The organism is Acinetobacter sp. YH12023 (assembly GCF_013420135.1).
Classification (GTDB): domain Bacteria; phylum Pseudomonadota; class Gammaproteobacteria; order Pseudomonadales; family Moraxellaceae; genus Acinetobacter; species Acinetobacter amyesii.
Genome location: NZ_VOYU01000008.1, coordinates 89,739 through 112,738 on the forward strand (window position 1 = coordinate 89,739; position 23,000 = coordinate 112,738).

At 41.5% G+C, this 23,000-nt stretch carries 21 protein-coding genes and 5 tRNA genes; 9 read left to right on the plus strand and 17 right to left on the minus strand.

The window, feature by feature from the left end; translation table 11 throughout:
- Window positions 1-3: 3 nt before the first annotated feature.
- The 9 genes from nusA to tpiA all read right to left on the minus strand — a co-directional run bounded on the left by nusA (window position 4) and on the right by tpiA (window position 4,113).
- On the minus strand, window positions 4-1,488 hold the full coding sequence (gene nusA / locus FTT92_RS10235) for a transcription termination factor NusA (protein ID WP_078192558.1): 1,485 nt from the start codon (window positions 1,486-1,488) through the stop codon (window positions 4-6).
- A 35-nt stretch (window positions 1,489-1,523) separates the two neighbouring features.
- Window positions 1,524-2,048: a ribosome maturation factor RimP gene (gene rimP / locus FTT92_RS10240; RefSeq protein WP_078192559.1), complete on the minus strand. Its 525-nt coding sequence runs from the start codon at window positions 2,046-2,048 to the stop codon at window positions 1,524-1,526.
- A gap of 216 nt (window positions 2,049-2,264) precedes the next feature.
- Window positions 2,265-2,341 (minus strand) — tRNA-Met (locus tag FTT92_RS10245).
- A 90-nt stretch (window positions 2,342-2,431) separates the two neighbouring features.
- A tRNA-Met gene (locus FTT92_RS10250) sits at window positions 2,432-2,508 on the minus strand.
- A 58-nt stretch (window positions 2,509-2,566) separates the two neighbouring features.
- Window positions 2,567-2,643: transfer RNA gene (locus FTT92_RS10255), tRNA-Met, on the minus strand.
- 73 nt (window positions 2,644-2,716) lie between these two features.
- Window positions 2,717-2,793 (minus strand) — tRNA-Met (locus tag FTT92_RS10260).
- 48 nt (window positions 2,794-2,841) lie between these two features.
- Window positions 2,842-2,926 (minus strand) — tRNA-Leu (locus FTT92_RS10265).
- A gap of 52 nt (window positions 2,927-2,978) precedes the next feature.
- Window positions 2,979-3,308 carry a preprotein translocase subunit SecG gene (gene secG / locus FTT92_RS10270; RefSeq protein WP_078192560.1) on the minus strand — a complete coding sequence of 110 codons (330 nt, stop codon included), beginning with the start codon at window positions 3,306-3,308 and terminating at the stop codon, window positions 2,979-2,981.
- A 13-nt stretch (window positions 3,309-3,321) separates the two neighbouring features.
- Entirely contained in the window at window positions 3,322-4,113 is a 792-nt protein-coding gene (gene tpiA, locus FTT92_RS10275; RefSeq protein WP_078192561.1) for a triose-phosphate isomerase, read from the minus strand.
- A 275-nt stretch (window positions 4,114-4,388) separates the two neighbouring features.
- Here tpiA and pilB point away from each other — a divergent pair, with 275 nt between their 5' ends.
- The 4 genes from pilB to coaE all read left to right on the plus strand — a co-directional run bounded on the left by pilB (window position 4,389) and on the right by coaE (window position 8,856).
- Window positions 4,389-6,098 (plus strand): type IV-A pilus assembly ATPase PilB, encoded by a 1,710-nt coding sequence (gene pilB, locus FTT92_RS10280; RefSeq protein ID WP_180172064.1) that lies wholly within the window; start codon window positions 4,389-4,391, stop codon window positions 6,096-6,098.
- A 32-nt stretch (window positions 6,099-6,130) separates the two neighbouring features.
- Entirely contained in the window at window positions 6,131-7,360 is a 1,230-nt protein-coding gene (locus FTT92_RS10285) for a type II secretion system F family protein (protein WP_180059132.1), read from the plus strand.
- 65 nt (window positions 7,361-7,425) lie between these two features.
- Complete coding sequence (locus tag FTT92_RS10290; protein ID WP_180172097.1) at window positions 7,426-8,244, plus strand: A24 family peptidase; 819 nt, start codon at window positions 7,426-7,428, stop codon at window positions 8,242-8,244.
- Between the two features lie 9 nt (window positions 8,245-8,253).
- Window positions 8,254-8,856: a dephospho-CoA kinase gene (gene coaE / locus FTT92_RS10295; RefSeq protein WP_180172065.1), complete on the plus strand. Its 603-nt coding sequence runs from the start codon at window positions 8,254-8,256 to the stop codon at window positions 8,854-8,856.
- 13 nt (window positions 8,857-8,869) lie between these two features.
- Here coaE and FTT92_RS10300 read toward each other — a convergent pair whose 3' ends face one another.
- The 3 genes from FTT92_RS10300 to FTT92_RS10310 all read right to left on the minus strand — a co-directional run bounded on the left by FTT92_RS10300 (window position 8,870) and on the right by FTT92_RS10310 (window position 11,057).
- Entirely contained in the window at window positions 8,870-9,790 is a 921-nt protein-coding gene (locus FTT92_RS10300; RefSeq protein WP_372491165.1) for a DMT family transporter, read from the minus strand.
- Window positions 9,791-9,798: 8 nt separating this feature from the next.
- Window positions 9,799-10,557, minus strand: a complete 759-nt coding sequence (gene rlmB / locus FTT92_RS10305; RefSeq protein WP_180172066.1) for a 23S rRNA (guanosine(2251)-2'-O)-methyltransferase RlmB — start codon at window positions 10,555-10,557, stop codon at window positions 9,799-9,801.
- A gap of 176 nt (window positions 10,558-10,733) precedes the next feature.
- Window positions 10,734-11,057 (minus strand): pyrimidine/purine nucleoside phosphorylase, encoded by a 324-nt coding sequence (locus FTT92_RS10310; RefSeq protein ID WP_067763086.1) that lies wholly within the window; start codon window positions 11,055-11,057, stop codon window positions 10,734-10,736.
- Between the two features lie 599 nt (window positions 11,058-11,656).
- Between FTT92_RS10310 and recN the strand changes: the two genes are divergently transcribed.
- Window positions 11,657-13,318: a DNA repair protein RecN gene (recN, locus tag FTT92_RS10315; RefSeq protein ID WP_180172067.1), complete on the plus strand. Its 1,662-nt coding sequence runs from the start codon at window positions 11,657-11,659 to the stop codon at window positions 13,316-13,318.
- Window positions 13,319-13,413: 95 nt separating this feature from the next.
- Here the strand turns inward: recN and FTT92_RS10320 are convergent, their stop codons facing one another.
- Entirely contained in the window at window positions 13,414-14,139 is a 726-nt protein-coding gene (locus FTT92_RS10320) for a hypothetical protein (RefSeq protein ID WP_180172068.1), read from the minus strand.
- A gap of 308 nt (window positions 14,140-14,447) precedes the next feature.
- Here FTT92_RS10320 and FTT92_RS10325 point away from each other — a divergent pair, with 308 nt between their 5' ends.
- Together FTT92_RS10325 and ruvX are read left to right on the plus strand one after the other, a co-directional pair.
- On the plus strand, window positions 14,448-15,002 hold the full coding sequence (locus FTT92_RS10325) for a YqgE/AlgH family protein (RefSeq protein WP_180022050.1): 555 nt from the start codon (window positions 14,448-14,450) through the stop codon (window positions 15,000-15,002).
- The gene (gene ruvX, locus FTT92_RS10330) at window positions 14,995-15,438 is read left to right on the plus strand and encodes a Holliday junction resolvase RuvX (protein ID WP_180172069.1); all 444 of its coding nucleotides are present in this window, start codon (window positions 14,995-14,997) and stop codon (window positions 15,436-15,438) included. The genes FTT92_RS10325 and ruvX overlap by 8 nt, the downstream gene beginning before the upstream one ends.
- A 105-nt stretch (window positions 15,439-15,543) precedes the next feature.
- On the opposite strand, the gene FTT92_RS10335 is transcribed toward ruvX, so the two are convergent.
- Genes FTT92_RS10335 through FTT92_RS10345 form a run of 3 tightly spaced genes read right to left on the minus strand, consistent with a single transcriptional unit; the run spans window position 15,544 to window position 18,881 of the window.
- Complete coding sequence (locus FTT92_RS10335) at window positions 15,544-16,548, minus strand: HlyD family secretion protein (protein ID WP_180172070.1); 1,005 nt, start codon at window positions 16,546-16,548, stop codon at window positions 15,544-15,546.
- A 34-nt stretch (window positions 16,549-16,582) separates the two neighbouring features.
- Entirely contained in the window at window positions 16,583-16,789 is a 207-nt protein-coding gene (locus FTT92_RS10340) for a DUF1656 domain-containing protein (RefSeq protein WP_180024254.1), read from the minus strand.
- Window positions 16,782-18,881, minus strand: a complete 2,100-nt coding sequence (locus FTT92_RS10345; protein WP_180172071.1) for an FUSC family protein — start codon at window positions 18,879-18,881, stop codon at window positions 16,782-16,784. Before FTT92_RS10345 ends, FTT92_RS10340 begins: the two co-directional genes overlap by 8 nt.
- Window positions 18,882-19,344: 463 nt before the next feature.
- Between FTT92_RS10345 and FTT92_RS10350 the strand changes: the two genes are divergently transcribed.
- Window positions 19,345-20,121 (plus strand): IclR family transcriptional regulator, encoded by a 777-nt coding sequence (locus FTT92_RS10350; RefSeq protein ID WP_078189430.1) that lies wholly within the window; start codon window positions 19,345-19,347, stop codon window positions 20,119-20,121.
- A 230-nt stretch (window positions 20,122-20,351) separates the two neighbouring features.
- Here FTT92_RS10350 and FTT92_RS10355 read toward each other — a convergent pair whose 3' ends face one another.
- Entirely contained in the window at window positions 20,352-20,978 is a 627-nt protein-coding gene (locus tag FTT92_RS10355) for an alpha-ketoglutarate-dependent dioxygenase AlkB (RefSeq protein ID WP_180172072.1), read from the minus strand.
- A gap of 172 nt (window positions 20,979-21,150) precedes the next feature.
- Between FTT92_RS10355 and FTT92_RS10360 the strand changes: the two genes are divergently transcribed.
- Complete coding sequence (locus FTT92_RS10360; protein WP_078189432.1) at window positions 21,151-22,947, plus strand: ABC transporter ATP-binding protein; 1,797 nt, start codon at window positions 21,151-21,153, stop codon at window positions 22,945-22,947.
- Window positions 22,948-23,000 lie beyond the last annotated feature (53 nt).

A 23,000-nucleotide genomic window follows, 5' to 3' on the forward strand; every position in this document is an offset into this window, starting at 1 on the left:
CTCCTAGTTAAACCATGATTCGCGCGCTTTCATAATAAGTTGACCTGCTTTTTCAGCACCTAAACCTTCGATATCAGAGATATCGTCAGTGGCTTGATCTGCAAGATCATCTACAGTTACCACACCGCGAGCGGCAAGCGCATATGCGATTTCTTTAGTCACGCCTTCCATTGCAGCAAGCTCTTCGCTTGGCTCTTGGATGTTTTCTTGTTGCTTCAATGCATCAGCCAATGCGATTTCTTTTGCACGACCTTGTAGCATTTCAACAGTTTCAGCATCAAGTTCGATCTCATCGAATGTTTCCGCAGGAACATACGCGATTTCTTCTAATGATGTGAAACCCATTTCAACTAACGCCATCGCTAAGTCTTCATCAATATCTAGACGTGTAACAAACATATCTAAATATTGTTGCGCTTCGTTTTGTTGGCGTGCGTGATATTCTTCTTCAAGCATCATATTGAGCTTGTAACCAGTCAATTCAGATGCTAAGCGTACGTTTTGACCTTGAGAGCCAATTGCACGTGCTAACTGATCACTCGTTGCAAAAATAATATCTGCAGTACGTTCTTCTTCATCAATCACGATACCTGATACATCAGCAGGCTCTAAAGCACTTGCAATGTACTGTGCCGCGTCATCCGACCAAACGACTACATCAATACGCTCACCATTTAACTCCGATTGAACTGCTTGGATACGTGTACCACGCATACCAATACATGCACCTACAGGATCAATACGGTGATCGTTTGTTTTCACAGCGATTTTAGCACGAACGCCAGGTTGGCGTGCAGCAGCCTTAATCTCAATGATTTCTTCAGCAATTTCAGGAATTTCTTTCTTCATCAATGCAATAAGCATTTCTGGTTTAGAACGAGAAAGTAATAACTGAGCACCACGGCCTTCACGGTTTACGTTAAACAAAATCGCGTTTACACGTTGTTTAGGACGTAGAATTTCTTTAGCGATCATTTCCTCACGCGCAAGATATGCTTCTGCATTGTCACCTAAATCAATGATAAAGCCATCTTTGGTTTGTTTTTTCACTTCACCGTAGATGAGTTCACCAACTTTAGATTCGTAAGCATCTGCAATTAGCGCACGCTCTGCTTCACGAATTTTTTGAACAATCACTTGTTTCGCAATTTGTGCCGCAATACGACCGAAATCAATCGATTCAACTTCAAGTTCACGGATATCCCCAATTGCCCATTTTGCAGGATCTACATCAGAGATCGCATCTTGGCATGCTGGCATTTCGTGATCTTCGTCGGCAACCACTTCCCATTGACGGAAAGTACGGTAATCACCAGTACGACGGTCGATTTCTACACGTAGACGAGCTTCTTCCGAGTGAGTTCCCTCGTAGAATTTCTTCTTAGTCGCTGCAACTAAAGCTTGTTCAAGCGCTTCAAAAATTGCATCACGACTTACACCTTTTTCGTTACTAACCGTTTCTACTACGGTAAGAATTTCACGAGCCATAAGTCACCTATTCGTTCAGATTCTTATTTATTAAATTAATCTTGGAAAACCAGATTTGCTTTATCAATATTGTGGCTGTCAATATCCAACACTTGTTGCTTTTCAACTTCAACCTGAATCATTTCGTTCTCAAGGTCTACGTTAACAAGTTTAGCTTGGAATTTACGACGATTATCTACAGCACTGATCAAACGCAAAGCGACTTGCTGACCAATGTATGCCGTCATTTGTTCCAATTTAAAGAACTGACGATCCCAACCTGGAGATGACACTTCCAATGCATATTCGCCTGAAATTGGATCATGTACATCCAACATCGCACCCACTTGCTGAGTGACACGAACACAGTCCTGCACGCCGATACCACGGCCTTGCTCAACTTCGCCATCTTCATTGATGACAGGTTCTGCATTTTCATCAACTTCACGGTCGATATAAATACGTAACAGTGAACGTTTTCCTTGAGGTTGGAAATCAATCCCCCAAAGTTCTACATCACATGCTTGCACCGCTGGGGCAATTAAGTCCTGAAGTGCTTGAGTTTTATTTGATAGCTTCATTTACTCTCGTCAAATTTGTGCGATTCGATGGTCGAAATGACCACTACAGACCAATGCGAAACTATAGTAGTAGTGAAACATGACGGTTTGACCAAAATACTGTCGACACTACACGATAGCCAATAAAAAAGGGCGTAAATCGCCCCATTATTACACAGAAAACCATAGTCCACTGTGCAAAAAGGCCCACCTAGTTGTGAGCCTCTTTTAGAAACTTGGTAGCGGGAGCTGGATTTGAACCAACGACCTTCGGGTTATGAGCCCGACGAGCTACCAGACTGCTCCATCCCGCATCAACATGCAAAAATTATATACAATTTCTTGGTCATTTTCAATCTAAAACAACCTGAAGAATTGCCCTACTGAGTTGCATCTCAGAGGATTGGTAGCGGGAGCTGGATTTGAACCAACGACCTTCGGGTTATGAGCCCGACGAGCTACCAGACTGCTCCATCCCGCATCAACATCACAATGACTTTCAGATAAACTGCTTATATAGATTGTGTGCTATATAAGATTGGTAGCGGGGGCTGGATTTGAACCAACGACCTTCGGGTTATGAGCCCGACGAGCTACCAGACTGCTCCACCCCGCATCAATATGCAAATAGTTTTCTCAGCTTTAAAAGCTGTCCATTTAAAAGTTTGCATCTTAAAAATAGAATTGATTGGTAGCGGGAGCTGGATTTGAACCAACGACCTTCGGGTTATGAGCCCGACGAGCTACCAGACTGCTCCATCCCGCATCAACAGAGTTTTGCTGCATACACCAACTTATGTTCTGGATTATAAGTTGGTGCGGAAGGGGGGACTTGAACCCCCACGCCCGAAAGCACTACCACCTCAAGGTAGCGTGTCTACCAATTCCACCACCACCGCAGCTGTGACGCATTCTAGTCGCAACACGTCAAAAAAGAAAGTGCTAAATAAATTATTCAGCGCTTTTTGGTGCAGTTGGCGAAGTTTCAGCCGATTTTGCAGGCGCAGTCGGTACTGAAGAAATCGCATTCAGACTATAAGCATCTGTCGTTTGTTTCTTTGCAAACACAGCAAGTGTCAAGCTCGTAACGAAGAACAAAGCCGTTAAAATCGCAGTCAAACGGGTCATAAAGTTACCCGAACCTGATGCACCAAATACAGTTGCAGCACCGCCGCCACCAAAAGATGCACCCGCATCTGCGCCTTTACCATGCTGAACTAAAATCAGCACGATCATTAAAATCGCTAAGATAATATGTACCACCAGCACAAACGTATGCATGCTGAACTCCTAATTATTTTGTATTTGCAAATGCTTGAGCAATTTTATAAAACGACTCTGCATTTAATGATGCACCACCGACCAGCGCACCATTGATATCTGGACAGGCTGCCAACTCTACTGCATTTTCAGGTTTTACACTACCACCATAAAGAATCGCAGTATGAAGTCCCATTGGGGTGATTTGGCTTAAACCTTCACGAATTTTAGCGTGCATCGCTTGCGCATCTTCAGGTGACGCTGTTTTACCTGTGCCAATGGCCCAAATTGGCTCATAAGCTACCACTATTTGTTTCCACTGCTCTGCTTGTACAACAGCAGCAATATCACATATTTGTTGTAACACAATCTGTTCTGCTTGGCCGCTTTCACGTTGTTCTAAGCTTTCACCCACACAATAAATCACAGTCAAACCTGCGTTTAATGCATTTTTTACTTTTTCATTAATGATATGCGGTTGATCAGCGAATATTTCACGGCGTTCCGAATGACCAATCAGTACAAATTCAACACCATAATCTTTTAATAGCTCAGCACTGAGTTCACCCGTATATGCACCTGTACCAGCAACGCGAGAAACGTCTTGTGCAACGGTTATGATGTTACGGCTAGCTTGTGTTAATTCATTTTGCACCGTGGTCAGAGCAATAGCTGTTGGTGCAACCCCAATATGACATGCCGCTTCAGCAATATTTTGTTCATCTAATAATTGCTTAAAATTCTTAAGAAGTGCGCCAGCATCGGCTTGCAATGGGTTCATTTTCCAGTTACCCACTACCCAAGGCGTAATCGTCGAACCCGACATATTTATCCCACATGACAAAGATGAAATCGGGCACATTCTACACGTAATTCATAATTTTGAAGATAAATTTCAACACATTTGCATCTTCGAAGCACACCAGTCATTCCAAGATCTTCACTTTTCTGTAAAAAAATTAAGCAGATTTAAGGACTGGTTCATGCTTTTTACCAATTCTTAGCTAGTGACAACACTTTAAGATATGGTATTTTTGTGCAACAAAAGTATAATTTTGCTATACCAATTATAAACAGACTGAAGCATAGGCAAGTAAAAGCATGACAGCAGTTCAAGGTTCTTCAAGATTTACGGGGTTTATTCGTCGCTTAGTTGACGAAGGGCATCTGTCTGCCGAAAAAATGCAAACAGCGCTGCAAAATTCAAAAAAGGCTCATCAAGATATCGTGCCGCATTTGATTCAGGAATATCAACTTTCAGCACGCCTGATCGCTGAAACCATCTCGATAGAATTCGGTGAACCGGTTTTTGATATTTCGACTTATGACACCTCCTTAATTATTCGTGATGAATTTGAAGATAAGTTAATTACCAAGCATCGTATTTTGCCTATTTTTAAACATGGCAATTTATTATTCGTTGCGATCAGTAATCCCACCAATATTGAAGCAGTGGATGCCATTCGATTTGGTAGTAAGCTGAATACTGAAACAATTATTGTTGAACATGACAAACTTGACAAGTTAATTGAACAGAACTTTTCTGAAGAAAGTACTTTTGACTTTGATGATGACTTTGATCTTGATTTAGAACAGGAAACTATTGATCCAGCGAAAGAAGATGAAGATGAGGCAACGGGGGATGAAGCTCCGATTGTTAAATACATCAATAAGCTGCTAGTCGACGCAATTCGTATGGGTGCATCTGACTTACACTTCGAACCCTACGAAAAAACCTATCGCGTCCGCTACCGTGTCGATGGCGTGTTAAGAACAATTACAAATCCGCCCTTGCAGCTCGCTACACGACTCGCTTCACGTTTAAAAGTCATGTCACAAATGGACATCTCGGAAAAGCGTATACCTCAAGACGGTCGTATCAAGTTAAAGCTGTCAAAGAACAAAGCTATCGACTTCCGTGTGAACTCTTTACCGACATTGTTTGGTGAAAAACTTGTTCTACGTATCCTTGATCCATCTAGTGCGATGCTAGGAATTGATGCGTTGGGTTATGAACCTGATCAAAAAGAACTGTTCATGCAGGCTTTAGAAAAACCACAAGGCATGCTGCTCATTACCGGTCCAACGGGTTCCGGTAAAACCGTATCTCTATATACAGGTTTAAATATTCTCAATCGTGAAGATACCAACATTTCAACGGCCGAAGATCCTGTGGAAATTAACTTAGAAGGGATCAATCAGGTCAACGTAAATAATAAAGTCGGCCTCACCTTCTCTGCAGCCTTAAAATCATTCTTACGTCAAGACCCTGATATTGTGATGGTCGGTGAGATTCGAGATTTAGAAACGGCTGAAATTGCAATTAAAGCGGCTCAAACAGGTCACATGGTGATGTCTACACTGCATACCAATAGTGCACCTGAAACACTGACACGCTTACGCAATATGGGCGTGCCTTCATTTAACATCGCGACATCCGTGAACCTTGTCATTGCGCAGCGACTTGCACGTCGCCTATGTTCACAATGTAAAGAAACAGTAGACGTACCAAAACAAAGTCTATTGGAGCTTGGTTTTACCGAAGATGATTTAAATACACCAGAATTCCAAATATACCAGCCTGTGGGTTGTGCCGAATGCCGTGAAGGCTATAAAGGTCGTGTGGGTATTTACGAAGTCATGAAAGTGACACCTGAAATTTCAAGAATTATTATGGAAGATGGCAATGCCTTACAAATTGCCGAAGCTTCAAATCAAGCAGGTTTTAACAATTTACGCCGTTCAGGCTTAATTAAGGTCATGCAGGGGGTGACTTCACTTCAAGAAGTCAATCGTGTGACCAGTGAGTAAGTGAATTAGTATTTAAAAATAAGGATAAATTCATGGCTGTAAAAAAAGCGCAGATGATGCCAACCTTCAGTTATGAAGGCGTGGATCGCAAAGGGGCGAAAATCAAAGGGGAAATGCCTTCGCGTAATATGGCTTTAGCCAAAGTCACTTTACGTAAGCAAGGCATCACCATTAAAACCATTCGAGAAAAACGTAAAAACATTCTCGAAGGCTTGATGAAAAAGAAAGTATCCACTTTGGATATCACGGTATTCACGCGCCAACTTGCAACTATGATGAAAGCCGGGGTACCGCTCGTTCAGGGCTTTGAGATCGTGGCAGAAGGCTTAGAAAACCCAGCCATGCGTGAAGTGGTTTTGGGGATTAAAGGTGAAGTTGAAGGCGGCAATACCTTTGCAGGTGCACTCCGTAAATATCCGCAGTATTTCGACAACCTATTTTGCTCTTTGGTTGAATCAGGCGAACAATCGGGTGCACTTGAAACCATGCTGGATCGTGTTGCCATTTATAAAGAAAAAAGTGAATTGCTTAAGCAAAAAATCAAAAAGGCCATGAAATACCCAGCCACAGTTATTGTGGTCGCGATAATTGTGACCATTATTTTGATGGTGAAAGTTGTACCCGTATTTGAAGGCCTTTTCAGTTCATTTGGTGCAGAACTGCCAGCTTTTACTAAGATGGTTGTCAATATGTCAAATTGGACTAAAGATTATTGGTTTATCATGCTCGTGGTTATTGCAATATTAATTGGTGGGTTTCTAGAAGCAAAAAAACGTAGCAAAGCTTTCCGAGACTTCTTAGACAAAGCTGCACTAAAAGCACCAATTTTTGGTGATTTGGTTTATAAAGCAATTATTGCCCGCTATAGCCGTACCTTGGCAACCACCTTTGCCGCAGGTGTACCTTTAATCGATGCACTAGAATCGACTGCAGGTGCAACCAACAACGTGGTCTATGAAACAGCGGTCATGAAAATTCGTGAAGATGTCGCGACTGGTCAGCAATTGCAATTCGCCATGCGTGTTACCGATAAATTTCCACCTATGGCAGTCCAAATGGTCGCTATTGGTGAAGAGTCTGGTGCTTTAGATGCCATGCTAGATAAAGTGGCGACACATTATGAGAATGAAGTAGATAATGCTGTAGATGGTTTAACCTCTATGATGGAACCCTTAATTATGGCTATTCTCGGGATTTTAGTAGGGGGGCTTGTTGTCGCAATGTACCTCCCAATCTTCCAAATGGGTTCAGTGGTTGGTTAAAACCAAGGAAAGGAAATATTTTGTTTACTGATTTTTTTAGCTACTTAATCAACAACCCAACTGCGATGTATATCGTAGTTGGGATTTTTAGTCTTTGCATCGGCAGTTTTTTGAATGTGGTGATTTACCGCACGCCGAAGATGATGGAACAAGAATGGCGCACGGATTGCCAACTGTTTTTACATCCAGACCAACCGATTATTGATGAAACAAAGATTACCCTGAGTACCCCTGCTTCAACCTGTCCAAAATGTAAAACGCCAATTCGTTGGTATCAAAACATTCCAGTCATCAGTTGGATCGTGTTACGCGGAAAATGTGGAAGTTGCAAAAACCCGATCAGTAGCCGTTATCCACTGATCGAATTACTCACCATGATCTGTGCGCTGATTGTTGTTGCAGTTTTTGGTCCAACCATCCAGATGCTGTTTGGTTTGGTGCTGACTTATGTATTGATTGCCTTAACATTTATTGACTTTGACACCCAACTTTTACCTGACCGTTATACCCTTCCTTTGGCTGCACTCGGGCTTGGCGTGAATAGCTATGCCATTTATACCTCTGCAACCTCAGCCATTTGGGGATATATCATCGGCTTCTTATGCCTATGGGTTGTTTACTATTTATTTAAAATCATCACTGGCAAAGAAGGTATGGGCTATGGCGACTTTAAGCTTTTAGCTGCCTTGGGTGCATGGATGGGCCCTTTCCTGCTTCCACTGATTGTATTACTCTCTTCACTGGTAGGTGCAATCATTGGCATTATTTTGCTCAAGGTTCGTAAAGAAAACCAACCTTTTGCATTTGGTCCCTATATTGCCATCGCCGGATGGATCGCCTTTTTATGGGGTGATCAAATTATGAAAATTTATTTGGGTCAGTAAGGTCGTTGTATGACATTTGTCTTGGGTTTAACAGGTGGTATCGGTAGCGGAAAATCTGCTGCAAGCAATTGGTTTGAACTCCAAGGCATTCAAGTCGTCGATGCTGATATCGTTGCTCGCGAGGTTGTCGAACCGGGCCAACCCGCACTGATTCAGATTCAACAACAATTTGGTGATTGGGTTTTACTTGCGAATGGTGAGTTAAATCGGCGCGCTTTACGAGAATATATCTTTAAAGATCCCACAGCACGTCAAGCACTTGAAGCCATTACCCATCCTGCAATACGTCAGTCCATTACCCAACAGTTAAATGAAGCAAGCAGCCCCTATGTCATCTTGGTTTCGCCGCTGTTATTTGAAACCAATCAACATGAATTAACCAATCAAACCTTGCTTATTGATGCCACGGAACAATTGCAAATTCAGCGTGCATCACAGCGTGATGGTCAAACTATCGAGCAAATCCAAAAAATTATTCACGTACAAATGTCACGTCAGGAAAAGCAAAAAATCGCCGATGATATCGTGCTGAATGATGGTCATTTAGATCATCTTTATGCGCAGCTTCGGCCATTGCATCTTAAGTACTTAGCGCACGCTGAAAAAAGCTAAATAAAAAGCAGTCTTACTCAGACTGCTTTTTTTGTTGTTCGAGTTGCTGCTCTAGACTATCCTTTCGTCCCAACCATTTCCAAGGTTGAATCGCTCCAATCCCCATCCCGACCAATCCACACACAATTGCAAAACTTAAGGGTTCATTCAGCAGCGGTACCGCTAAAATTGCAGCAATAAAAGGTGCCAAAGTTACGATACTTCCGGCTTTAAATGCACCCAGACGCTTGATCGCCTCTACATACGTTAAAGTCGCAATAATCACCACAAAAATACCGTGAAAGATAACTTGTCCAATGAGTTGCAATGGCTCTGGGTCAGACCAATGTTTAGGGAAAAATAGTAGATAAATAGGCACGAATACCACGGCAGACCAAACCGCAACCCCCGCCATGGCATGCCAAGCAGAGAGCCTCCATTGCTTAAGCAATACCGTAAATATCCCCCACCAAATGGCACTGATAAAAAATAGCAAATCACCTAAACCAAATGCCACACCAGTCTCGACGTACATTAAATAGCTCATTAAGCTAATGGCAGAGACCATAATCACCACACTGATCCACGTATGCTTATCGATCGGCTGTTTGAAGATCAGAAACGCGGCTATGGCTGTACATAAGGGAATACAACCATTGAGAAAAATTGCAGCATGAGCCGCAGGAGCATAATGAAACGCACTATAGGCCGTTAAGCAATAGGTCACCCCGCCGAGCATGGCAAGGATAAAAGGCTCTTTCTTCCATAAAAAAGCCGTATCTTTTTTATAAATTAAAATCGGCATTAAGATACAAAATGCCAAAGCAAACCGAAGTGCGGTAATGTCCCAAGCACTGATTCCCCAATTGGCGCTTAAACGCGCTGTTAAGGTGAATCCGCCCCAAATACACATGGTAATGAAAACATATAAATAACCTTGCTTTTGGGGAGACATCATCACTTCTATTTCAATTCATTGTTACGTTGACGACATGCTTCATACAATGCCATACCGGTTGCGACACTGACATTTAAGCTTTGCAAGTTACCAGCCATTGGAATGTAAACAGTTTGATCACATTGCGCCTGCGTAATAGGACGCAAACCTATATCTTCAGCGCCCATCACCACACATACACCCGTACCAGTGAAGTCAAATTTTTGAATCGGCAAAGCTTTTTCATCTAGCATAGTACCGACCACACGTACATTAACGTCTTCTTTGATTTGAGCCAATGTACGTGCCAAGTTGGTCACCTGAATAAACTTCACTTTTTCAGCACCACCAGCAGCAACTTTACGGGCTGTTGGGGTAAGCGTTGCTGAACGATCACGCGGTGCAATCACGGCTTCAACGCCCATAGCTGCCGCTGTACGAATGCATGCACCAAGGTTATGTGGGTCTGTAATATGATCTAAAGCCAATAGCAACGCATTGGGATTGGCTTGTAATAAAGCCTCTAAATCTTTTTCGTTTAAGACTGGATGGGGGCGTACAGCCGCGACCACACCTTGATGGAACGGTTGTCCCGCAAGCTTTTCCAAACTATCACGGCTAGCTTTTTGAATGCTGACACCAAACGGTTCTGCCAACTCAAAAATACGTTTTAAACGCTGATCATCACGTCCTTTTAATGCAAATAAAGTTAATACGCGTTCTGGCTCAAGTTCCAGTAATGACTCCACTGAATGAACGCCATAATAATATTCCGGTTTCGCCATGAACGACCTCTAATTTGCAAACTTCGATAAACTTTTAAACAGGGTATGATCACCCAGCGCACAGCTTAGGTTATCAAAAAGAAAAATCCTGCAAAGCAAGCTTTACAGGATTTATGCTATGACACATAGTTTAACCGATTTGAAGTTAAAAAACTGTGCCTAAATGGATTGAATTATTAGCCTTCTAAGTGGCACACATAATCCAAGACTTCATCTGTTTCAATTTTAAATCGGCTATTACCTGGCACGTAGAACGATTGACCCGCACGGAATAGTTCGCTTTCTTCGCTATCAGCAATTTGAACACGACATTCACCTGAAATAATTTCCATACGTTCAGGTACATGGGTTTCAAAAGTCAGCGCTTGTTCAGTTGGAAGCAACACACCCAGTGTTTTCTTGGTTCCATCTTCAAATTGCACAGTGTGGCTGATACATAGACCGCCAAAATAAACATTTGATTTTTTGATGACTGATACATGATCAAACTGTGCTGACATGCGTTTTCTCCAGATAAAGCATATTTATAATATTTTGATCGAAGTAGTTTAATTGTGCTGCAAAAACTAATCAATCAGTGTTGAAAACTTTGAGATAGATAATTACAAAAATCTGAGAAGTGGATATGTCCCAATACCATCTCACTATCTTGACATTGAGAATCTAAAACAAACTGTACTTTTGTACAAAATACTTTTTTTATTTCATCCACTAAAGTCCTAGTTAGGGTCTATAGAAACGCTGCAAAATCATTTCACAGATATACATGGATAATGAATTATATGGATGGATTTAAGAGACCAAATCATGACGTTTTAAGGCAATAACACGTTAGATTAAATACAAGAATACATACACAAACGTGTTTTGTGAGAACTTAGCAAAATGTTGGATGGTTTAAGCTCACGTTATGCAAGATCATTTACTCTTTGCATCACTACACTGCGTGCTTACGGCAGATACGAAACTAATTTCTTATTAAACTGAAATTTAGGATAGAATTATGAGGTTTTTCGTCATCTTAAAATAAAACTTATCTTGTGACCAAAACAAAACTTAATTATCTTTAACTAGAACTTTTCGCAGCTCGGATGCGTTTATGCTGACACATTTAACTCTGATCAATTTTGCATTAGCCGACCATTTAGCCATCGACATTGAACAAGGTTTTAACGTCCTGACGGGTGAAACAGGTGCTGGTAAATCTTTACTTCTAGACGCATTATCAGCTTGCTTAGGTGAACGTACAGACACCAACTATGTGCGCTATGGATCAGACAAAGCCGATGTAACAGCGACCTTTAGCTATCAAGAGCACAGTCCTGAAGCGCTTTGGCTCAAAGAACACGAATTGGATGATGAGTCTGGCGAAATCCATTTACGTCGCGTGATTTTTGCAACAGGTCGTAGTAAGGCATGGATTAATGGACGTCCGAGCAGCTTATCCGAATTAAAAGAAATTGGCCGCTTATTGGTTCAACTCTATAGCCAACACAGCCAACAACAACTTTTAGAACCACCCTACCCAAAGCATTGGCTGGATCGTTATTATAATTTCTATCAGCCGGCTCAAGCCGTTCGTGATGCCTATAGCAAGTGGCAAAAGGATATTCGACAGCACCAAGCCGCACTCGATGCCCAAGCCACACGTAAGCAACGGATAGAAACGCTTGAACTTCAATTGGAAGAACTTGAAGACGTTGTGCAAACGGACTACAAAGAAATCGAGCAAGAATTTGACCGTCTCAGTCATCATGAACATATCATGCAGGATTGTAGCTATGGTCTAAATGCCCTCGATGACGCCGAGCAAAATATCAATCAAGAAATGGGCGCGATCATTCGTCGAATTGAATCGCATGCAGGACGTAGTGAACAACTTTCTGAAATTTATACGTCGCTACTGAACGCTCAAAGTGAAATTGAAGATGCCACCGCAAATTTACGTCAATTTATTGATCGTCAAAGTTTTGATCCTGAACGTATGGACGAATTAAATACCAAACTGGAAGTTTTTCATCGCTTAGCGCGTAAATATCGTACTCAGCCTGAAGATTTAAAACAAGAATACGAGGCGTGGCAACTTGAGTTAGAGCAACTGCATCAGCTGGAAGATCCTGAAACGTTGGCAGAACAAGTTGAGGTTTCTCATCAAGACTTCATTTCCAAAGCCGAGCACTTGGATCAAATACGCCGAGATGCTGCTACGCCATTGGCGAAGCAGTTGACTGAACAAGTCAAACAACTGGCTCTGCCTGAAGCGCATTTTGAATTTAAATTTGAACCGCTTGAACATGTTTCGAGTGAAGGTTTAAGCTTTATTCAGCTGTTATTCACAGCCAACAAAGGGATTCCTGCTCAGCCTCTAGCACGCGTGGCATCGGGCGGTGAATTGTCACGTATTGCCTTAGTCATGCAAGTGATGAATGCTGAAAAAACCGAATCCGAAGTCTTGGTCTTTGATGAAATTGATGTCGGGATCAGTGGCGGAACGGCAGAAATTGTCGGGCGTTTGTTGGCTGATTTGGCGCAGCATGTTCAAATTTTATGTATTACTCACCAAGCCCAAGTCGCTGCCCAATCTGACCAACATCTCTTGGTGAAAAAACGTCAAACGGATCCTGCAAGCAGTACCATTATCGAATTAGAAGAAGATGATCGAATTCAAGAGCTTGCTCGCATGACGGGTGGTGTTGAAATTAGCGATACCACATTACAACATGCCAAACATTTACGCCAATTAAAGTTTCAGCACAGCTAAATCACCGTAAATGTCTTAAATAAAAAAAGCCTTAGTTCACTTTGACTAAGGCTTTTTTTATCACTTGTGATACAACCTCTATTTAATTACGACTTCTATTTAATAATTCCTTGATAGACAAAGCCTTTTGAGCCCAAGCTATAACGTAAGTACTTCTGTTGTGGCTGATAGTTTTCATTTAATAACATCACATCCACATGTTTAGGACCAACTTTTAAATAGTTTTGACTGGAGCTTCTGTCTTTATCGTAGTGGCAATCATAATCGACTGAAATTTCATGCAGGTTTTTTTGCTTGGTTTTAAATACATAGGATTTTAGTAATTGCTTTGGCCCAACTTCAACAGCTCTTAGATGATGCAGTCCACTACAATTATCACCTTTATAATAACTCTTCACCAAATATACGGTTTTATTTTGGATGTTGACCGGCAAAATTTGATTGATATAGCCTGAGTCAAATTGATCTAAATGTTGCGTTTTTCCCGTTGCATATTGCACATAGCTGCTCCACTCCCCCATAGTGCCGCCACCCGAAACATCAAATGTATAAAACTTCAGTTTTTTGTCAGGCGAATATTGGATACGTACATAGCCTTGCTCGGTCAACAGAGGAAAATCATAATTAAAACTGCTCTGATCAGCTGAAATAATGTCTACAACTGCACTTTCTATATCACCATTGACCTCATAAAAATTTAAGTTTTTATATTTTTTAATTACTTGAGATTCATGTTTTTGTAAGTCAGCAATTCCTGAAAAGCCCGAAATAGGTAGGCTTACACAGAGTGCCACCCCTATTATTTTTGAATAATGTGTCATTGTTTTACCCTCAGTTTATCCTGCTATTTTAAGCAATCCTTATCATCAATCACGTGTATCTTCTCCTCGCTTTTGTACTGCTGTTGTTCAAATCACCTGTCATCGCTTCACAATTCACCACATTGCAGACCCGCCTGCACGATGAAGATTTTTAGCATGTCCCTCACTGGTCGAGCATGACAAATATTGAATTTGCAGAAAAACTCATTGTTGAAAACTTGTGAGTCTAGTATGTTGATAAATACAACGTTATTCGAATGCAATTCCCCCCAAGAATGAAACTTACCCCAATAAGGAGAAGCCATTAGGTGACTAAACAATACCTCACACACCGCTGCCTGATTGCTCCACCCGAAATGAACGATGAATTCTTTGCCAATACGGTGATTTATTTAGCGCGACATGATGAAGATGGCGCTCAAGGCATCATTATTAATCGTCCTTCGGGCTTGCAGATCAAAGAACTATTGAATGATTTGGAAATTGAGGCAGATAATGTGCATCCTCATGAAGTGTTGCAAGGTGGTCCTTTGCGCCCAGAGGCAGGTTTTGTTCTTCATACCGGTCAACCGACATGGCATTCGTCTATTGCTGTAGGTGAAAATGTCTGCATTACCACGTCTAAAGATATTTTAGATGCGATTGCACACAATGAAGGTGTGGGTCGTTATCAGGTGGCTCTAGGCTATGCCAGTTGGGGTAAAAGCCAATTAGAAGAAGAAATTGCTCGGGGTGATTGGCTCATTTGTGACTCAGACATGGATTTAATATTTAACTTACCTTATGACGACCGTTGGGACGCTGCCTATAAAAAAATGGGCGTAGACCGCACGTGGTTATCATCTGAGATTGGACATGCCTGATTTATCACAATATCAAATGATTATGGCCTTTGACTTTGGCACACAAAAAACAGGAATGGCTGTGGGACAAGCATTGATTGAAAGTGCAAATCCCCTGCCACTCTTTCCCATGAAAGATGGCATTCCCAATTGGGATAATCTACTCAAGATTGTGAAACAGTATCAGCCGGATTTGTTCATCGTGGGTCTACCGCTCAATATGGATGATAGCGAATCTGAACTCTCCACACGTGCGCGTAAATTTGCACGACGTCTTCGCCACCAAACCAATATTGAAACCTTGATGGTCGATGAACGCTTAACGACACGTGAAGCGCGTGATGAATTAGATCACTATCAATCCCAAGGCCGTGCGAAGCATCTTTCTGCCGACAGCCTTGCTGCAGCATTGTTTATTGAAAGTTGGTATCGAAACCCAGTGGGACTAAAACCCTAAGCGCTTTCAACAAACAGGCACATAAAAAAGCATCCGAAAAAGGATGTTTTTTTATGCGCAAGATTGATCACTCAATGCTGCGCAAATGAAATGATTGGGGATAACTTAGTTTTTATCCACAATATGAATCGTGGTGGTTCGACCCGCGACAAAAGCCAACTGATCATGCGGTACTTCATCCAGTACAATTTTCACTGGTACACGCTGTGCCAAACGGACCCAACTAAAGGTTGGATTAACATTGGCAAGTAAGCCATCAGTCGAGGTACGTTCACGGTCTTCAATCCCTGTTGCAACGCCTTGTACATGGCCTTTATAAACTTCAGAACTTCCCATCAGTTGGATTGTTGCAGGTGCGCCAACATAGATTTTATCCAGTTTGGTTTCTTCAAAATATCCCACAACATACAATTGTTGACGGTCAATTAAAGCCGCCACGGCTTGTCCTACTTTGACGTAATTCCCTGCTTTGAGTTCAAAGTTAGACAAAGTTCCATCTGTTGGTGCAACCACTTCCGAACGTTTTAAATTCAACTCAGCCAAATGCAAACTGCTATTCGCTGCTTCAATTAGGGCTTTTTGCTGCACCACACTGGCTTTGGCTTGTTCAATCGCTGCCTGAGTTTGCTCATGCTCTGCATGTGATTGATCACGCACTGCAAACATTTGATCTTGTTCTTGTTTTGAAATCGCACCGTCCATCAAACTTGCATAACGATTTGCATTTTTATCTGCAAGATTGATATTGGCTTGTGACTTCACTAGATTGGCTTTGGCTTCAGCAAGCTGTGCTTCAGCCCCTGCCAGTCCTGCTTTGGCTTTCGCCAAGTCAGATTTGGCTTGCTCAACATCCAACGCTTGACGTGCCACATCTATACGAAATAACACTTGGCCTTTTTTCACTTGTTGGTTGTCTTGAACCAAAACGTCTGTGACCAAACCAGAAACATCCGATGACACTTGAATTACATCACCACGTACCCGCCCATCACGCGTCCAAGGTTCCGAATTGTAATAGTCCCAAATATGTTTTAGCGCAAGTAATGCGCCACATAGCACGATTATCAACAATACAGGCCGAATATATTTTCGGACATTCAAATTGGTCATACGATTACCTCAATCATTTCATTTTTTTAAGGGCTTAGAACTGGCAGAAAATAAAGATTTCATGCACCAGCCAAAGCAACATCACAAATACACCCAAATAAAAAATATTGGGCATCGGCACCCAATCTTGCGCCATCCATCGGTCAAGCAAACGCATGATGACCCGCAATAACAGATAGGCCAATACCGCTTGAATCAATAGAATGGGCACATAAATGCCATATACATTTAGCTCACCCATGTTGTGCCTCGACCTGTAAATGATTTGGAGTCTGCTGTGTTAGGACATGACACAAACTGCTTTGAATATTGTTCAGTGAATACAGAATTCGATGCATAACATCGTCGTTTTCCACACCCTGAACGGCCTGATTCAATCGTTGAACTCGCTCTACAATTTGCTGTTTCAAGCTCATAAAGACATTCTTTTGCCCTTGTTCCATGGCCCGAAAATAGTCATCTAAATCTTGTTGTAACTCTTCGAGTTCGCTGACTAGTGCATCATTCGGATCGAGTTTATTCATGAGTTCTTGCAAGCGGGTCAAATCAATCACCGCACTGGCTTCCACCAAAGCCCACTCGATCTGTTGTTTCAAGTTCCCTGATTGCACCATTTTGCTATTTAGGATGCCGATTCGGTCCAACATACTGCGTAAATGCACCCGAAACGGTAAGCCGTACGGCAGATATAAAGCCTGACGCAGTGCCTTGTAATGCTGTGAAAGTATGCGTTGGGCCGTCATATCTGGTGACATCGCACGCACTAAATGAATAATAAACACCGAAATAATGGGTCCCAAAACCGTCCCAATCGATGCATCAAAGAAAAACACCTGATCGAGGCTAAAGCGGTTTTGAAAATTCAGTCCCATGATGGTGCCCATCAAAAGCGGCAAGCTGATCCCAATCAAAGGCGGATGTAAAAATAGCATCAGACAGAACATCACAAATGGTGCTAACACCACGATCAACTGCCAAAAGGCGGTCACATGCGGGAAAATGCCATAGGCGTAGATGAACACCATGAACGCCGCATACATATTGGCGCGAATAAACATTTTCAATGCAGGAACAGGATTATCCATTGCAGTTAAAATACAAGCACTGATCGCAGCCATTTCAGCCATCATAAATCCAGCTTTCCAACCACTAACAATCCAAAAACCCGTAGAAATTAAAATAATCAAACATGCAGACACCCCGCCACGAATGGCAACCCCCGCATCTCGGTGCAAAGTCGGATAATGACTATTGCCCAAGGCAGTCAGTGTAGCTGGTAAAGTGGAGTCGCCTTGTTGTACCCGCTGCCAAAGCAGACGAATCGCACGAATATTCTGAATAAAATGGCGAATATCCATTTTTAGACTGCCCAAAATCACCTGTTGTGATGGCAATGCCTGTGCCTGAATCTGTTGAAAATCTTGCTCAAACTGTTCAGGCAATTGATTAAGTTTACTTTCCTCAATCTGATGTTGATCTAATAAAAACGCGGCAATATGTTCATGGGCTTGCTTGAGTGCCGTCCGATAATGTGTGTCCAGAGCGTCTAATTGTTTCATCCGTTCAGACATGGCCACCAAGTTACTGACCAACAAACTCAACTGATGCAAGATTTCCTGCAACGGACGTGTCATGCCTTTTAAGGTGGATTTTTCATATGACAAATGCACCGCCATGACATGTATATCCGCGATATCTCGTGCAATATTGCCGAGATTTTTTGAATAATTTTCTAGTTCGGCAGGCTCTAATAAAATCTGATCAAATATTTCTTTGGTATCGGCAAAGGTTTTGCTCACGCGTGTTTCAACCGCAGGACCAATATGCATTGGAAATAACGTCGTGGTCACGATGGCACTACAGACCACACCCACCGTAATTTCCAGAAAACGCCCCAAGGCCATATCGAAGATCGAAGCGGTATCAATAAAATACACGACGTTAAAACAGATAATGACCGTGGTATAACCCGCCAACATGGAAACATAACTACGAGGCGTACGGTCTAGCAGTGACAAATACAAACAAAACCCAACCCAAACCGCCAAAAAAACTGTAAACAGTACTGGCATATGAATAAGATGTGGCAGTGCCACCACCGACACGGCCGCCCCTAAGAACGTTCCTAATACACGATACAAACTTTTTGAAGACGTCATCCCTGAATATGGATTCGCGATCACGAAAACGGTGCCAATTGCCCAAATCGGATAAGCCAAATTCAGTACAAAGGCCACATACAATGCCAACATGCCCGCGATGAACGTTTTGGTCGCAAAAATCCAGTCCATTTTATTGGGCCGAAAAGCGAGTATTTGTTTCGTCAGCAACATGATTGATCTCGTCGGTTTGCTTCTTTTTAGTGAAAACGGCCTCGTATCGAATGCTTAAACATTCGACAGCACAACCTGTATCACGGCACAGGAATGACTAGAAATTTCAATAAGTAAAGAAGCGATTCAAATCGTGTTTCAAACCATTTGAATACAAAAAGTAGTGTGCAACATTGCCTGCGCATCGAAAGAATGGGCAATATTTATTCAATATAGGATATTTTCACAATAATTTTGCTAAAAAAACAAATTAAAGTCAATATTAATATCTTATTTTGATAATTGACCTATATTTTAAATGCATATTTCAATTTTTTATTATGCTTTTATCAGAATAACCCAAGAAACCCTGTGATATTTCAGATTTGTTTCATTTTCAATGTAGAAAAGCGCAACATCAGGCCGAGCAATTTGTTATATAGTAACTTAACGATTCATTTTTATTGTGACCAAGCAGGTTCTTATGGCGCTTTCCAGTTTTGGTAAAATTCTCACCGTACTCGACTTATTTTCAGTTGCTCGTCCCATCATCAATGTCGACATTATTAGTGAAGAATTAGGCTTATCTAAACCAACGAGCTATCGCTATTTAAAAGAACTGGTTTCTGCTGAATTATTGCAGCGCCTCAGTGGGACTTCTGGCGATTACACACTGGGTTCAAAAATTGCTGTGCTTGATTTTATTTCTCGCACCACCGATCCATTGGTGCAAATTAGCATTCCCTTCATGAAAGAAATTGTGGAACGCACAGAGTCTTGTTGCTTATTGACGCATCTGAATATCGACTCATGTATTGATGTACATCATGAACTTTATAAAGACTATGCAGCCTTGGCTTATGGTCGAGGTAGCCCGCGTCCGATGTACAAAGGCTCATCGTCTAAAGTGATTTTGTCGCAGTTACCTAAGCAACGGATTTTAGATTATTACCACCGTTTTGCGGACGAGTTATCACAAGTTGGTTTTGCGCATAATGAAGAAGAATTTATGCAGCAAATGAAAAAGATTAAAAAGCAGGGTTACTATTTTTCCAATGGTGAAGTTGACCCGAATATGTCGAGCTTATCGATTCCGATTAAATTTTCCAGTAAAGAACCCCCGCTTGCTTTGACCCTATTGGCGTCTAAAAATCGTTTTGAATTTATGAATTTTCAAAAAGTCGTAGAAATGATGCAAGACTGTACAGCGCGTATTGAGAAAAAATACAGCAGTATGATGGAAGAATCTGACGCCATTTAAATCTGATCAGTTTGCGCACAACTGATGCGATGTTGTAAAGATGATATTTAATTAATCTGATAAATTTATATTATTAATTGAATTTATTAATTATAAATATTAGATAAATTATCATAATATGATTATTGTTCTTTAGCAGTCATCTCAACCATGTGTTCCATGATTTCAGTTGATTGTCGCTATACTCTTCCTCAGAGAAAGAAAAAAGCTCATCTAGATATGGGCTTTTTTTACGGCTGTTGATCATAGAAATAACGAAAGGTTAAATTCACCCTCGGCTCGGTCACTTTCATCGACTTCATTAGGGCATGTTTCCAATACCGTTGGGTTTTCCCACGCATCACAATCAACTGTCCACTTTGCAATAAAAGCTGTACTTTCTCTTGAGTGCTTTTATGTTTAAAGCAAAACTTTCGGCTTGCCCCAAAACTTAAGGATGCAATCACTACCTGCTGTGTGGGTGAAAGCAAAGATGGCTCATCATCACTATGCCACCCCACCGCTTGCGTACCATTTTCGTATAAATTGGCCAAACAGGAATTAAACGTCTGACCCACCCGTTGCTCAATATGTTGCTTTAAGCGCAGTAAAGCTGGATTCCAGATCAATGCCTGCTTTTGCATGCCTGAATAGTGATACTCATAATGAGCATCTCCATACCAAACCACTTTTCGGTCCGTTTGAAAATACTGTCCATGCAAAATGACTTCATCATGCTGCCAAGCCAACTGCGTGAGGAAATAGTGTAAATATTTTTCACTGTCTTCAGCATTGAAGATCAATCCATAATCTTCAACTTCACCATCATAGGGCAACAGATTTGCATGCGGTTCAGGCGTAAATAATTCAAAATTCATCGGTTCAACTCAACACTGTTTGGCACAGCAGCGTAATGCTGATGTCGTGAGCACATTTAAAAAATATCTTAGCCGAAAAACTCTCGTCACAAATCAAAACATTGTCATTACTTGTCGCATAGAATTTTCAGTCTTAGACTAAAGCTCATATTCACAATAAAAATAATTGCTTATGAACCTGTGGCAGCTTTTCCAAAAATTACGTCCATTTGTACAGCCATACCGCTGGCTGGTGGTCGTGACGCTGATCTTGACCTTAATTGGCTCACTCACGGCACAGGTGAATGCCCTGACACTCAAATATGCCGTAGACAGCATCAATCAGCTTTTACAACAAGGCCTCGGTCTAGCCAATGGTTGGCATATATTAATCACCATCACCGTAGTCTTATTGGGAAAAGAAGTCATCAATGCCATCGTGCAATTTGGACAAAAATCGTTTGGTGAAAAGTTACGTATTTTAATTTCTCAGGATTTGTCCCAAGGCATTATTGAAAAATTTATCACCTATCGATTGGCATTCTTCGATCAACAAGACAACCAAGCAGGCAAACTCCAAACTCGAATTGATCGGGGGGTTAGCTCGCTCACACGACTGGTTCAAATCTTTTTTATTGATATTTTACCGCTATTTACCAGTGCTATTATTGCACTGGGCTTAATGTATTATGCCAATGTTTGGGTTGGCGTGGTGGCCACAATTATTGTGCCGATTTATTTTTGGCTAACTTTCAAACAATCACAAAAACTGGCAGGCAAACGCCGTGCCCTACGCGATAATTTTGAAAAGAAAAATCAGGGTATTCTGAGTATTATCAATTCGATAACGGTCATTAAATCTTTTAACAAAGAAGCCGTCGAATCGAAAAAACAATTAAATCTGCAAAAGTCGCTGACTGAAAACCAGATGCAGACACGGCAAACCAGTTATATCTTTGACGGACTCAAAACCTTTATTGAACAGGTCGGTGTGGTACTGATCATCATTCTGACAGCCTATTTTGTTTTGGATGGGCAAATGAGTATCGGGATGATTATGTATCACGTGTTGTTATTTAATAATGTCTCTGCCCCGATTCGCTCGCTACATCGTATCTATGATGAAATTAACTCTGCGATGATTTATTCGGAAAGCTTCTTTAACATCTTAGAAGCGGATCATGAAATTGAAACCAGTGGCACTGCCCAGCCTCCGATTCAAGGTCAGTTTGAATTAAGCAATGTCGACTTTAGCTATCCCAATGGTTTTCAGGCATTGCACCGCATCAACATGACCATCCAACCGAACAAAATCACCGCCTTGGTTGGTTTATCTGGGGCTGGAAAATCGACATTAATTAGCTTACTGGATAAGTTTTATCATCCTCAAGCGGGCAATATCAAACTCGATGGCATCGATTTAGAACAGATTGATACACAGTATTTACGTGAAAATATTGGTTTGGTATTGCAAAAAAATCATATTTTCCCAGGTTCAATTTTTGAAAATATTCGCTATGGCAAAAGTACAGCTACAGAGCAAGAAGTCTTTGATGCAGCACGGAAAGCCTCGATCCATGATCAGATCTTAAAACTTCCGCATGCCTATGAAGCCGATGCTTTACTGCTCTCAGGTGGACAGCAACAGCGCATTGCCTTGGCACGCATGTTTCTAAAAAATCCGCCGATTATTTTCTTGGACGAACCGACGGCTAGTTTAGATGCGATCGCTGCTGAACAAATTAAAAATAGTCTGGATCAAATTAAGCAAGGGCGTACCGTCATCATGATTTCACATAGTTTGTCGCAAATTATCGATGCCGATTACACCTATGTGATGAAAGACGGACAAATCGTAGAACACGGGGAGCATCATGATTTGTACCATCAAGAAGGTGCTTATAAGCAAATCTTCGATGCGATGGCGAAAAGTTTAAATATTGACAAAATTGCCCGTACTTTTGAGGAAGACGAAGAAACACATAGTTAATTTTAGACCGAAAAAAGCCCATCGTTTGATGGGCTTCGTTCATATTTGTTTTA